Below are 13,985 nucleotides of genomic sequence, written 5' to 3' on the forward strand. Positions count from 1 at the left end.
GAATAGCGATGCAATGTACTGGGACGGACTGAGCCGTAGTAGTGATGAAGCTCTTGTAATGGGAGTGGAGCGAAGGGTTCAGGTTATACAGTCACATAACATTTAACAACTCAGGCATGAGGATGACTTTATGGGATGAGACAAAATCAGTACCTGTAAGCCGCGAAATGGTTTGGCTTGCTTACAAGAAGGTAAAAGCCAATGGCGGCAGTTCCGGCGTCGACCAATTGAGCATGGATATGTTCGATTTGGAGCGTTCGCCACAGCTCTATAAGCTATGGAACCGCCTGGCGTCGGGCAGTTATTTCCCGCCACCGGTTAAAGAAGTTGAGATTCCGAAGAAAGATGGCAAAGTTCGTCAATTAGGTATTCCAACCATTGCCGACCGTGTGGCACAGGAAGTGGTCAAAGCATATCTGGAACCAAGGTTCGAGAAGATCTTCCACGTCAATTCGTACGGTTACCGACCGGGCAAAAGTGCTCATCAGGCACTTGCAACGGTACGGGAGAACTGTAAGATGTACGACTGGGTAATCGACTTGGACATCAAAGGATTCTTTGACAACATCGACCATCAGAAATTGCTGTTAGCATTGAAGAAACATGTGCCGGAGAAATGGTGTTTAATGTACCTTGAACGCTGGCTAAACGCACCTGTTCTGAATAAGAAAGGTGAGTTGATCCTGAAGCAAGGGAAAGGAACACCGCAAGGAGGTGTAGTTAGTCCGCTTCTGGCCAATTTGTTTCTGCATTATGCTTTCGATGTTTGGCTAACCGGACTGAGCAATACAGTGCGATTTGTAAGATATGCCGATGATGCAATCGTACACTGTAAAAGCCAGCGACAAGCGCAATGGATCATGGCCCGATTAGAAGAGCGAATGCAAAGCTGTGGGTTAGAGCTGCATCCGGAGAAAACGAAAATTGTTTACTGTCGGGATTATCGCCGTAAGGAGAACTATCGCACCGTGAAATTCGATTTTCTGGGTTACAGTTTTCAGCCCCGCACATGTAAATCGAAGAAAGACGGAAAGTTATTCCTCGGTTATGATTGTGCAATCAGCACGAGCTCTAAGAAACGAATTGCTGATAAGATGGAGGAATTGAATATCATCGGGCTCACCCACAAAAGTATTGTAGGTGTAGCCCAATTCCTGAATCCGTTCATCCGTGGTTGGATAAATTACTACGGAAAGTTTAGGAAAGGCGAAATGAATCCGGTCTTTCATCTTTTGAGCAAGCGTCTGGTCCGTTGGGCACGTAAAAGGTACAAACGCTATAAAACCAATCCGCGCCGGGCTTGGCTGTGGTTTAACCGGGTTCGGGAACAATTCCCCGGCTTATTTTACCATTGGCAAGTGGGCATAACTGGTTGAAACGTTTAGATTTGTATAACAAGAGCCGGATGACGGGAGACTGTCAAGTCCGGTTCTGTGAGAGGCTTAGGGTGAAACTCCCTTTGCCTACTCGACCCGCCACCGTTACCGCAAATTTTGAACGCAACCATTTCGCAAATGAAAACATCTTGATGAAAAACGGAAATGAAAAAAGTTATAGTATTTATCTTTTCATTACTCATACTGAGTTGTCAGAAAGACGATTCAGAAATTGAATTTTCCTTGCCGATACCAGATGGACTAACCCATTGGGATATACTAAAAGTAGGGGGAGAAAATTCGGTTAACGTGAATGACACATTGGTACTTGATGTTTATTGTCCACGAAGTAGTAGTTGTGATTACATATCGCAATTATTGTCAGATGACTATGGAAATAAGATTCTTATTGAAGCTTTTGGGCATACGAATACAGAATCACCTTGTTTAATGTTCGCTCTTCCACAAGTGCTTGAATATGAATTTATCCCAAACAAAAAAGGTTTCTACAGCTTGGAATTTATTAAAAGAGATGAGACTAAAATTATTTTCACAGTAGATGTGAAATGACAAGAATTGACCAAGACAAAAAACTTGCGGTAACAATTAAGCGTTCGAGCCGCGCGCAGCGCAGCGCTTGAACGTCCCGATAGCTATCGGGATGGACCTGAACCTTGTCCGGCCACTGACGGAACCGGGATTAATAGCCAAACAAGTATTATGGGTTTTTCGCTTTGGAATAAGATATCGGGCTCGACCTCAGCGGTCGGGCTTTTTTGTTTTTGGCGGTTCTTACGCTTTTGTTTTGCTGTTTGAGGGATGGATTTGCTTTCGGTTGCGTGGTTCTCTGAACTGACTTTTATCCATTCGCTGAACTCCATAGAATTAACTATATTAGAAGAGCCGGATGACGGGAGACTGTCAAGTCCGGTTCTGTGAGAGGCTTAGGGTGAAACTCCCTTTGCCTACTCGACTACCAACCGTTACCATCAATTAACCTAAAGAAATGAATATAAAATCAAAGCTATTTGTAGTTGTTATTTCGATATTTTTATCGAACTGCAATAGTGTAGTTCAAAAATCAGATTCCTCCCTTGTCCAGTCAATTGACAATATTGTTGCGCCTTATATCAATTCTAATGGCCCAGGCTTATCGCTATTGGTGATTGAAAAAGGAAGTGAGTTGATTCGGAAAGGATACGGTTTGGCAAGTCTGGAACTAAATGTCGAAAATGATCCGGAGATGATCTATAAAATTGGCTCTTTGACAAAGCAATTTACAGCTACGGCTATTCTAAAATTGGAAGAAGATGGTAAACTGAGTATTAAAGATGACATTCGGAAATATTTGCCTGACTATCCCGATCATGGATATATAATAACCATAGAGAATCTTTTAAATCATACTTCTGGAATACCCAGTTTCACTAACCGTGCTGATATTTCGAATATTGAAAAGACAGAATTGACACCTGATCAGATCATTGCACTATTTAAGGAAGAACCATTAGAATTTCAAAGTGGTGAGAAATACTCCTATAGTGATTCTGGCTATATACTTCTTGGACTATTAATCGAAAGACTAAGTGGTGTTACCTATGAAGAATTCATAACTCAAAATCTATTCAGTATCGCAGAGCTCAACAACACATTTTGTGACAATCCGGAAAAACTTATTTTGAATCGAGCTTCTGGTTACACATTAGATTCTTTAGAATATAAACCAGCGCAGTATATGACAATGAAAGTTCCATATGCGGCCGGCAATTTAATATCAAATGTAAATGATCTATACAGCTGGACTAAAACATTACACAATGGAGGAATCATTTCAAAAGAACAGCTTTCAAAAATGTTCACATCGGCAAAATTATCCTCAGGAGAAAATACAGGTTACGGATTGGGAACATTTGTAAAAACATTTACTAACCAACCTGTTTACTTTCATGATGGTTGGATTTACGGTTTTATTAGTAGTCAATTTTATTTTCCTGAATCTGATATATTTGTTGTGGTGATGTCGAATAGTACATCAATAGATTCGCACGAAATTGCATCAAAAATCGTAGCAAAACTTTTTAACATTGAGACGTCATTGGCTGTTGATCAACTCAAATGGTACTAAAAATGACACAGATGGTAACAATATGTATGAAATTATAGCCGCACAACACCAACGCAAAATCCAAAGCTACGATTCATACACGAGCCGTTGGCGGTAATGCTGACAGACCAAAACACCTATGTTCGTTTAAAATCATACTAAACACAGGGAAGCCAAAAACTGAATAGAGTAGGCAATTCTAAATAGTCGAAAAATGAAAAAAATAATGAAGTCCTTTTATCTATTTGCTGTATTGCTACTGTTTCATAACAGTCATCTCTTTGCCCAAACGCAAAATGACTCTTTACAAATAAGAGAAACCGTACTCAATTATATAGAAGGCATGGAAACCAATGACCCCAAAAGAATTGAAAAAGCCATGCATCCCGATTTGGCTAAACGGACCATCGCCAAAAACAAAGAAGGGATAGAATATCCAGCAAATATGACCGCAGCAAGTTTAATAGGATACGCCAAAGATTTTGATTACACCCTCTTCTATAAAGGTGACGTTGACCCCAAAGAACCTTTAAGATCGGATGTGACCATTTATGATATATCCAATGGTATTGCCTCGGTAAAAGCGGCAACAAACAAGTTTGAATTTGTCGATTACATTCATCTGGGGAAATTAGATGGAGAGTGGAAAATTATAAACATCCTTTGGGCTTGGACAGGTAGTACCAATAAATGGATGAATAGAAAGTAAAGATAATAAACACTACCGCCAACAATTAAGCGTTCGGCCAGTGCGCAGCACAGTGGCTGAACCGGGTGTTGACGTGAACCTTGTCCGGCCACTGACGGACCCGGGATTGATGACCGAAACAAGTATTATGGGTTTTCCGATGGAAAGTAAGATATGTAGCCTGACCACGATGGTCGGGCATTTTTGTTTTTGGCAGATACTGCTCCTGTTTTTAACTGTTTGAGCGAAGGAACCAGCTTTCCGAATTTGTGTTTAGGAAACCGGTTTACGGGTTTTACTTCGCTACCGGGCATAGCTCCGCCAGGCCCCGCCAGTCAGGGCTTTTTTACAAGATTTATCAAATAGTTTAGGATGTCCGTATTCGGAGGTGGCCCGCGTGAGTTAAAGCGCCAGATGGTGACCAGCTTTCCTTTGCGGCAGGCCGGACACAGCAGATGCACATCGGGGCGTTCGGGAACAATTCCCCGGCTTGTTTTATCATTGGCAAGTGGGTATCACTGGTTGAAAATGTTTAGATTTGTATAACAAGAGCCGGATGACGGGAGACTGTCAAGTCCGGTTCCGTGAGAGGCTTAGGGTGAAACTCCCTTTGCCTACTCGACCAAGTGACCGTTATAGCACATAATGAAAAAAGAATTAAAGCACATGAAGATTATAAAAAACATTTTATTACTAACCATCTTTTTTATTTCTATATCCTGTAATCACAAGGATAAATTCACTGAGAAAAAACAAATTGTCGTTACAGGGAAAATACATCAGTATAACGGAGAAAATGCCAAGTTGTATTTTATTTATTCACAGCCAGGAGGAAAAGACTCAAAAGAATTGATTAATATTGATAGTGTCGGTAATTTTCAATACGCAATTGAAGGCTACATTCCCTTAGATGCAATGCTTTTAGAACAAACAACATTTGCAAACATCAATTTCATTTACCACCCCGGAGATAGTATTCATTTGGAATTTAAAACAAATGAAAAACAATTACCTCTATTAAAAACAGTTAAATTCAGTGGAGACAGGGCTGAGACGAATAATCATCTGATTAATTTTCAAATTTTGAGAGAAGAAAACAATCTTGGGTACGGTGTAATAAATCCAAATGAGGCATACAAAAAAAATACTGATGATTTCATAACTCAAATGGATTCTGTTAAAGAAAAACAATTAAACATTTACAATCAATTTATTTCAAAATACACACCGAACCAAGAAACAAAAAACTGGGCAATCTATTTTGCCAATGAAACCTATTTCTACTTTCTTGATGATTATAGTATTGGCAAAAACGACCTTCCCTTAAATTATTTTGATTACAACAAGCAAATACTTCCTTTAACCATAGACAAGCTCGTTAGTTGGAGAGTTTTGACTTCAAGAATAAATAGCTATTGGAGGAACATCACAAAACCAGCAATTGTGCAACAGTTTTCTGACAAAATGGAAGAAATAAAAAGTGGGTCGATAAATACCGATTCACTTATAATAAATTTTATAAATACCGAATCTCCTGATAAATTACTTTCCGAATTATTATTGGCACATTATTATTCGGGACAGTTTGGAGCTAATATAATTAATGGTTATCAACAAAACCAAACACTATTAAATTCAAGTTTAGACAATTTTTTTATAAAAGAAGTCTTAACTGAAAATTATCAAGCAACTTATGACTTTATCAATAAACCAAATGAATTCACTAATGAAATTTTAGGAAAAATAGATAATACCCCTATTGAGAAAACATTTGCTAAAATCCTAAATGATAACAGAGGGAAAATAATTTATCTAGATTGCTGGGCAACTTGGTGTGCCCCTTGCATAAAAGCAATGCCTGACTCTAAGAAATTAATGAAAAAATTTGAGGGAAAAGACATTGCTTTTGTTTATGTCTGCATCGAATCAGAGGAGGATTTGTGGAAAAGATTATTATCAGAATTTAATCTTGGTGGAGGACAGCATTATTTATTAAATAAAGAGCAAAGTGAATTTTTCAGAAACGCACTTGATATACAAGGTATTCCAAAATATTTTTTAATTGACAAAAATGGAAATATAGTGGAACAGGGGTCACACCTTCATCCAAGTGAAAAATTGGCAGAAGAAAAAATAGATAAATTAATGAAAGAATAAAATTACGTGCTATAATAATTAAGTGTTCGAGCCGCGCGCAGCGCAGCGCTTGAACGCGGTGTTGACGTGAACCTTGTCCGGCCACTGACGGAACCGGGATTGATAGCCGAAACAAGTATTATGGGTTTTCCGATGGAAAGTAAGATATGTAGCCTGACCACGATGGTCGGGCATTTTTGTTTTTGGCAGATACTGCTCCTGTTTTTAACTGTTTGAGCGAAGGATTTGCTTTCCGAATTTGTGTTTAGGAAACCGGTTTCCGGGTTTTACTTCGCTACCGGGCAAAGCTCCGCCAGGCCCCGCCAGTCAGGGCTTTTTTACAAGATTTATCAAATAGTTTAGGATGTCCGTATTCGGAGGTGGCCCGCGTGAGTTAAAGCGCCAGATGGTGACCAGCTTTCCTTTGCGGCAGGCCGGACATTGTAGATGCATATCGGGGCGTTCGGGAACAATTCCCCGGCTTGTTTTATCATTGGCAAGTGGGTATCACTGGTTGAAAATGTTTAGATTTGTATAACAAGAGCCGGATGACGGGAGACTGTCAAGTCCGGTTCTGTGAGAGGCTTAGGGTGAAACTCCCTTTGCCTACTCGACCAAGTGACCGTTATGCGCAATAAGGTGTGTAAACGGCATAAATATTATTAAAAAATGAAGCGTAAAAAATTTTTGATTATAGCAGTTTCAAGCCTGTTAGTATTTTTTATTGCTTTTGGGATTTTTAGGGCTGTTCAAGTAAAAACACTAGTAAAAGAACTCTTTAAGCTGAATAAACAATTGCAAAAAGAAGGCTATTACATGGCTGATTTTGAGTTCAGGGGGCTAGGATTCTCATACCTGTTGGATAAAGGGGAATATTTAAAATCTATAAATAATTTATTGAAATATCATTCTAAACTAAAGAACAGAGAAGGATTGCTGAAAATTCCGGATTTCAATAATAAACAAGAAGAAATAGACTTTTTTCTTAATCTGCAAAATCCAAAAACGGGAGCATTTATTGATGAATCTGTTCCTTATTGCGTATACTGGGAGATTTCGCAAAATATAATAAATCACTTGGAATCATTAATGGATTCAACATCTGCCCCTTTACAACTTAAATATCCATTAAAATTTCTAGATGATATTAATACACCCGAGAAACTCTATGTTTTCCTGAACGACATTTCCTATGTTGGTTGGAAAGCTTCTAAATTTCCCCAAACTACCTTTCATTTTGCGCGTAACTTATTGGATTGTGCAAAACAAGGCAATATTTTAGAAAGAAATAATTTGTACAGTTTTTCGCCCGAATGGAAACATGCTATGTTAAAATGGATGTATGATTTTCAAGATAGTACAAGTGGCATGTGGGGACCCAAAAGCAAAAGTACAGGTGAAATAATCAAATATGACCTCAATAATACAGCCTCAATACTAAAAGCATATAGGGACAATGATGGGAATGACTTATATGAAGACTTTCCATTACGATATACCGATAGATTATTTTTAAAATCTCTGCAAATTCTTTCAGAACCATATCCTGACGAAGATGAATTAGATGAAATCCATGAATGGAATCTAAAGAAAGTAAAAGGGTTTAAAATGATTTTACGATATCTGTGGAAAGATGCATCAAAACAAGATAGGCAAGCTACAGAGAATTTATTGGAAGATTTTGTAAAAATAAGCTTTGATAAATACTACGTAAAATCAGAAGGAGCATTTAGTTATTATCCCCAATCAAAACATGCATCAGTAGATGGATTTTCAAATATGATTTTTGATGATATTGGAGCATTTTCATACACAAAACAAAAGAAACTGTTTGGTGAATCCATTGATTCCATTCAGAATCACGGAAGTATATCAATTGAAAATTTTAAGCCTTTTATTCAGGAAATTTTGAAAGGTGATATGAAAATTAATTCACTCCGCTTTTATAAAACTAAACCTGACAGTTCGAAATTAACAGAAAATGTTTGGGCCTTATATTATCCAAATAATTCCGGTATTTTGGATGTTACAGAGTTAGTCCCCAATTTAGTTGCATGGGCTGATTCTACCACGCTTTCAGTAGGTAATTGGACATCGGTAGCAGAGAAAAAGAAAGAACTGGAAAAGTTACATATTAAAAAGCCCATAATTTTGTTGGAAAATAATATTGAAAATGTGCTTGAAGCTGAAGATAATGTGTATTGTATTGGATTTAATGTTCTTCAGATACCGAAATTTATTATAAAATGCAATTCAAAGTAAAAGCGCATAACAATTAAGCGTTCGAGCCGCGCGCAGCGCTTGAACGTCCCGATAGCTATCGGGATGGACCTGAACCTTGTCCGGCCACTGACGGAACCGGGATTGATAGCCGAAGCAAGTATTATGGGTTTTTCGATGGAAAGTAAGATACTTAGCCTGACCATGAAGGTCGGGCTTTTTCGTTTTTGGCAGATACTGCTCCTGTATTCTAAGCTTTGACCGCAAGATTTGTTTCCCGATTTCGTTTTCCGAAAGCCGGTTTTAGGTTTTTGCTTCGCTACCGGGCAAAGCTCCGCCAGGCCCCGTTGTCAGGGCTTTTTCACAAGTTGCATCATAAGCTTTAGTGTCTGAATATGTTTTGGTAGGGACACTGATAAGCTTCACAATAGCTGTGTTTATTGGAATCGGAAGTCGTGCAATATTGAAGTTTTGAGCGTTTTATAAGCTATTTTTCAAAAGAACAAGCCACCCAATTATTTTTTTCCTTCAAGATCAGTTTACGAAGAAATAGCTCGGATGCTTTACCTATAATATCTTCTAAATCGTCTTTGTAAAATCCGCTAACAATCAAAATGCCATCTTCATTCAGCACGTTAAAATACTTTTCCATATCCTGCATGATGATATTCTTCTGAATATTCGCTAAAATCAGATCGTATTTCTTGTTACCCAATAAGGAGGCGTCTCCAATAAAGGCTTCCATATTTTCAACTTGATTTAGACGACAATTCTCAACAACACTTTCAAACGCCCAGCTGTCTATATCGATTGCAGTAACATTTTCACAGCCTTTCATTGATGCAAAAATTCCGAGGATACCGGTTCCACATCCCATATCGAGCACAGTTTGTCCTTCGATATTTAAATCATTGAGATGCTCAATCATTAACGAAGTTGTCTCGTGATTACCGGTACCAAAAGCCATATTAGGCTCAATAACGATTTCATATTGCGACTGAGGATATTCGGTATGAAAAGGAGCACGAATCAAGCAGTTTGTTCCGATTAGAAGCGGCTTGAAATAGTTTTTCTCCCATTCTTCATTCCAGTTAATGTCGGGCATTTCTTCGGTTTGGAAAGAAACGGTAAACGGAATATCGTTAATCACTTGATTGATCAGTTCTGCGGAGACTTTTCCTATCGGAAAGAACGCATTGAGTGACTCTTCAGTTTCGTCGAAACTCTCGAAATCAAGCGCAGATAAATACGCGGTCAAAATTTCCCGATTAACTTCGTTGTCAGGATTTAGTGTGAAAATCGCTTTTGTGTATTGCATATAATGTAAGGGGGACTAAACCAGGTTTCTTTCTTTTTTCAGTTGGTTGTACGCTTCATTCACCTTTTGGAATTTCTCTTTTGCAGCATTTTGGAAATCTTCTCCCAGGTAGCTGACTTTATCGGGGTGATATTTCACGGCCATTTTGCGGTATGCTTTTTTAATTTCCTCGTCAGTTGCCGATGATTCAATTTCAAGAATTTTATAAGCAGCATCGGTGTTGGCGACAAACATTGATTTGATGGACTCAAAATCTTTGCTTGTAATACCCATATTTTGTGCGATATGGTCGATTAGCTCCAGCTCCGAAACATCAACTTTCCCGTCGGCCTGTGCAATTCCAAATAAGAAATGCAATAATTGCAGGCGAGAAGAATAATCCATGTTCTTCTGGATTTGATGGCAAACATCGGTTACCGGAATATTTTGATTCAGCAGATCCCGAAGCAGTTTTATCGCTTCCTGAGCAGAATCAGCTCCAAAAGTCCGGACAAAAAAAGCTTTCACATAATCTAATTCCGATTTCAGTACTTTTCCGTCCGATTTCATGACGGCTGCAACCAGAACCAGCAGGCTCATCACGTATCCTCCTGTCGTAGTTGAAGGACCGTGTCCTGTTGTTGTTTTTGTTGTTGTAAGTTGGCTGTTATCTTCAAACATCGAACCGACCACAAATCCTAAAATCCCTCCAATCGGACCTAGAAAGGCCCAGCCTAACCCGCCGGCTATCCATTTTGTAAATTTACCCATGACTTCTAAATCGTTTATCTAATGCTATTAATTGTGGAATAATTAATTCCTTGTTATCGTTTTTAATAATAAAACCAGCCAGTTCTGCTTTCTGTTCATCTGTCCATTGTTTTGCCATCCTGGCCTTCACACCTTCTTCCGTTGTATTTTCGCGTTCCATGACACGTTTGATGCGGTCTTGTTCCGGAGCGGTGACCAAAATGGTGTAATCCATCATTTTATAGAAACCACTTTCAAACATGATAGCGGCTTCGTGGACAACATAAGGCGATTTTTGCAGGGTGACCCATTTCTCAAAATATTCTCTTACTTCCGGGTGAATAATCCGGTTTACTTTATCCAGTAAAGTTGGGGAATTAAAGATCAGTCCGGCTAACTTTTTTCGGTCAATGCGCTGATTGGGCAGGTAAATGTCGCTTCCGAACTCAGCGATCAATTGATTTTTTATAGCCTCCGAACTATTAATTAGGTTTTTTGCTTCAACATCGGCTTCAAATACGGGAATGCCGAGTGTTTTGAAGAATTGGCAAACAGTAGATTTACCACTGCCGATGCCACCAGTAATTCCAACTTTAATCATCAGATTTTTTTTCAATTAGGTATTCAACGTTTTCAGGCGAAACTGAAATAGAGAGTATATTTAGCGGTTTAATTTTCAAAGTTACGTTCAATATTTCCTTCTTGGCAACAACATCAGAATAGGGGACCGTCAGATTGAAGTCTGCTTCCTTTATTTCAGAAAAATGACTCAGCCCAACAAGGAAACTCACTTTGGCTTTGTCTGGAAATAGTTTGATCGTCATATCATCCGGAACATCGGTGATTTGAATCGGCACAAGAAGATTCTTTTCAGTATATTCTTCCAACGGGATTTTAAGAATGACCCGTTTGGGCTCAATATCGATTTTCTTGTACGTCTCCAATAGAACATTCCGTTGAATATTTTTATCCAAATCTTTATAATGTTGTTGTTTCGTGAGAACAGACTGAATTGTGTCGATTGTAGACTCGGCTCCGGAAACAACAACAGAATCAGGATCGGTCGCTATATCGCCACTTAAGAAATACTGTTGTTTTAAGGTGTAAGTAATATTGGGCTTGACTTTTACCTTGCGTTGAATAATACGGTCGAATTCGAAATAGAGCGAATCGGGCTGTATTTCGATAATTTGGAGCTCGTTGCTTACCTGGCCGGATATGCGATTAATAAACTGTCGGGTTCCGATTCGAAATTTCGAGTTCTCGGAGGCCTCCATTTTTTTACCGGTAAAATCGTTCACATTGAAAACTAAAGGGGAGAATGCCATGCTTAGCTTATGGCGCAAAATAGTGAACCCAAAAGATTTGACCTTCAATGTAAAATGGTCGGGTGGGGAATTGGCTAGTATCTTATTTTTTGGCAGGTTGGTATATTTTACCGGGAAAGAAAGGTCGACAGTGTACTCCTTGTTTAAGGCATTTAAAAACCAAAAGACGGTAGCTATTGCAAGACAAATCAGAAAGACCACAACCCGTCTGTCGTCTTTCATTCGCAATGCTTTGTAAAGCGCTTTAATCTTATTGAGCCATTTTTTTTCCACGAAACCAAAGATAAAAAAAAGGGCAGACTATTATGCCGGCCCTTTCGTATTTCTGATAATGTCAATTTATTTTTGCTGTGGAACGTCCGACATGTCTTTTACAACAGCCGACTTGTCAACGCGAAGTTTTACATTGTCATCAACTTGTAACAACACGTAGTTTTCTTTAATATCTGCTACTTTACCGTAAATACCTCCGGTTGTAACAACCTTGTCGCCTTTAGCCAGGCTTTCGCGAAACTTCTTCAGATCTTTCTGTCTTTTCATTTGCGGTCTGATCATAAAGAAATAGAACACCACGATAATTAAAATCATGGGCAGGAACGTCATAATCGGATTCGCCTCGGTTCCCTGTTGGGGTGCCATTAATAAGTAGTTCATTGTCTTTTGTTTAATTATATATATTTATCAGCTCGTTATTTACCCTTGCTGTAATCATTAATTTTTCTGCTTCTTTGCCGGCATTTGAGAAAACCTGAATTTGCTTTACAACATTTCCAACTTCTCCCGATGAATTAAACAACACTTCAATAAAGTTGTAATCGCCAGCAGGTACTGGTTCTTGTGGGAATGTTATTTTCAGGCATCCGCACTCAACATCCACGCTGTCAATAATCAAATCTCCGTCGCCCTTATTTGTAAACTTGAAACTGTATGAAACCAGCTCTCCGGCTTGAACGGTTCCAAAATTATGGATTTCTTCTTGAATCGCAAATTTTGGATTCCCTTTTGCCTCTACCGCAGAATTGTTTGATTTTTTGGCGCTGTTGCACGATAGTAAACCCATTAAAAACAGTATGAAAGCGATTGGTCTCATCCTTCCGAACTTTCTTCACCAATTAGCCCACGTCCTGCTTTTAAAACCAAGTTATCTTTCTTCAGTGCTTTCAATGCTTTGTCCAAAATACCATTAATGAAGTTGCGGCTTTTTTGAGTACTGTAGTATTTCGACAGCTCAATGTATTCATTTAGTGTTACTTTGGTTGGTATTGACGTGAAATGCAGGAACTCGGCAATCGCCATTTCCATAATCAGCTTGTCAATAAAAGCAATTCTTTCCACATCCCAGTTCTCGGTGTGTTGCTCAACTACTTTTCCTAAATCGTCGTGATTTAGCACACATTTGCGGAAAAGGTTCTTGACAAAGTCACTGTCCTCCTCGTCTTTAAACATGGGCATCAGCGCTGAATTCTCGTTGGAATAATCTTTGAATTTTTTGATTGTCTTGATAATCATGCTGACAACGAAGTCCAAATCATCGTTCCAATAAATACTTTCTTCTTCCAAAATAGAAGATAAGTCTTCCGATTGAAGGATAATCTCTGCCATCAGCAGTTCAAGTACTTTTTTGTCGTCCTGGTAATTTCTTTCCGGTTTTGTCATATACTCGGCGTAGAAATCAGCATTGATAAGTTCAGTGTACAATTTCTTGACCAATTCAGGCTCGTTTGACCAACTTAATTTCGACTGTTCGAGTTGTTTCAAAAGTGCTTTGTTGTGCCGAATTTGGAAAATCACTTGATTATTTACAAACCGTGTGTTTGGATTTAAATCTTCTGCAGTCGGGAAGTGTTTTTTCTTGCGGAGTTCGATGATCGAGTTGGCATGATCAGCAATTTCAACAACTAACTGTAATAAATAGTGGTAAAGGTCGAACGTTTTCTGAATACTGAAAAATAGTTCTTTCTCGGTACCATTGATTGATTTTTCCGGTGACGTATAATGGGCGTACAGTACCTGTAATACTTTAATTCGGATAATTCTTCTGCTAATCATTTTATAGAACTTGTTATCTTTTTAGAGGGGGCAAAGT

General features: G+C 38.7%; 13 protein-coding genes. 6 read left to right on the top strand and 7 right to left on the bottom strand.

Annotated elements, in window-relative coordinates:
• Positions 1–116 precede the first annotated feature (116 nt).
• From ltrA to GJV22_RS07550, 6 genes are all read left to right on the top strand, one after another.
• Positions 117–1,376, top strand: coding sequence for a group II intron reverse transcriptase/maturase (gene ltrA / locus GJV22_RS07525; protein ID WP_205461783.1), 1,260 nt, complete (start codon positions 117–119; stop codon positions 1,374–1,376).
• Between the two features lie 165 nt (positions 1,377–1,541).
• On the top strand, positions 1,542–1,946 hold the full coding sequence (locus GJV22_RS07530) for a hypothetical protein (RefSeq protein WP_163711159.1): 405 nt from the start codon (positions 1,542–1,544) through the stop codon (positions 1,944–1,946).
• Between the two features lie 436 nt (positions 1,947–2,382).
• Entirely contained in the window at positions 2,383–3,501 is a 1,119-nt protein-coding gene (locus tag GJV22_RS07535; RefSeq protein ID WP_163711162.1) for a serine hydrolase domain-containing protein, read from the top strand.
• Between the two features lie 193 nt (positions 3,502–3,694).
• The gene (locus GJV22_RS07540; protein ID WP_163711165.1) at positions 3,695–4,189 is read left to right on the top strand and encodes a nuclear transport factor 2 family protein; all 495 of its coding nucleotides are present in this window, start codon (positions 3,695–3,697) and stop codon (positions 4,187–4,189) included.
• 645 nt (positions 4,190–4,834) lie between these two features.
• Positions 4,835–6,325 carry a TlpA family protein disulfide reductase gene (locus tag GJV22_RS07545; RefSeq protein ID WP_163711168.1) on the top strand — a complete coding sequence of 497 codons (1,491 nt, stop codon included), beginning with the start codon at positions 4,835–4,837 and terminating at the stop codon, positions 6,323–6,325.
• A gap of 648 nt (positions 6,326–6,973) precedes the next feature.
• Positions 6,974–8,566, top strand: coding sequence for a hypothetical protein (locus GJV22_RS07550; RefSeq protein WP_163711170.1), 1,593 nt, complete (start codon positions 6,974–6,976; stop codon positions 8,564–8,566).
• Positions 8,567–9,011: 445 nt separating this feature from the next.
• On the opposite strand, the gene prmA is transcribed toward GJV22_RS07550, so the two are convergent.
• The 7 genes from prmA to nusB form a co-directional block, all read right to left on the bottom strand.
• Positions 9,012–9,842, bottom strand: a complete 831-nt coding sequence (gene prmA, locus GJV22_RS07555; protein ID WP_163711173.1) for a 50S ribosomal protein L11 methyltransferase — start codon at positions 9,840–9,842, stop codon at positions 9,012–9,014.
• A 15-nt stretch (positions 9,843–9,857) separates the two neighbouring features.
• Positions 9,858–10,592: a TerB family tellurite resistance protein gene (locus GJV22_RS07560; RefSeq protein WP_163711175.1), complete on the bottom strand. Its 735-nt coding sequence runs from the start codon at positions 10,590–10,592 to the stop codon at positions 9,858–9,860.
• Entirely contained in the window at positions 10,585–11,172 is a 588-nt protein-coding gene (gene coaE, locus GJV22_RS07565; protein WP_163711178.1) for a dephospho-CoA kinase, read from the bottom strand. The genes GJV22_RS07560 and coaE overlap by 8 nt, the downstream gene beginning before the upstream one ends.
• Positions 11,165–12,121, bottom strand: a complete 957-nt coding sequence (locus tag GJV22_RS07570) for a YbbR-like domain-containing protein (RefSeq protein WP_163711181.1) — start codon at positions 12,119–12,121, stop codon at positions 11,165–11,167. The genes coaE and GJV22_RS07570 overlap by 8 nt, the downstream gene beginning before the upstream one ends.
• 117 nt (positions 12,122–12,238) lie before the next feature.
• On the bottom strand, positions 12,239–12,553 hold the full coding sequence (gene yajC, locus GJV22_RS07575; RefSeq protein ID WP_163711183.1) for a preprotein translocase subunit YajC: 315 nt from the start codon (positions 12,551–12,553) through the stop codon (positions 12,239–12,241).
• A 10-nt stretch (positions 12,554–12,563) separates the two neighbouring features.
• Complete coding sequence (locus GJV22_RS07580; RefSeq protein WP_163711185.1) at positions 12,564–12,989, bottom strand: DUF1573 domain-containing protein; 426 nt, start codon at positions 12,987–12,989, stop codon at positions 12,564–12,566.
• Positions 12,986–13,948: a transcription antitermination factor NusB gene (gene nusB, locus GJV22_RS07585; RefSeq protein ID WP_163711187.1), complete on the bottom strand. Its 963-nt coding sequence runs from the start codon at positions 13,946–13,948 to the stop codon at positions 12,986–12,988. The genes GJV22_RS07580 and nusB overlap by 4 nt, the downstream gene beginning before the upstream one ends.
• Between the last annotated feature and the right edge of the window lie 37 nt (positions 13,949–13,985).

It is taken from the genome of Mangrovibacterium lignilyticum (assembly GCF_010882175.1).
Classification (GTDB): domain Bacteria; phylum Bacteroidota; class Bacteroidia; order Bacteroidales; family Prolixibacteraceae; genus Mangrovibacterium; species Mangrovibacterium lignilyticum.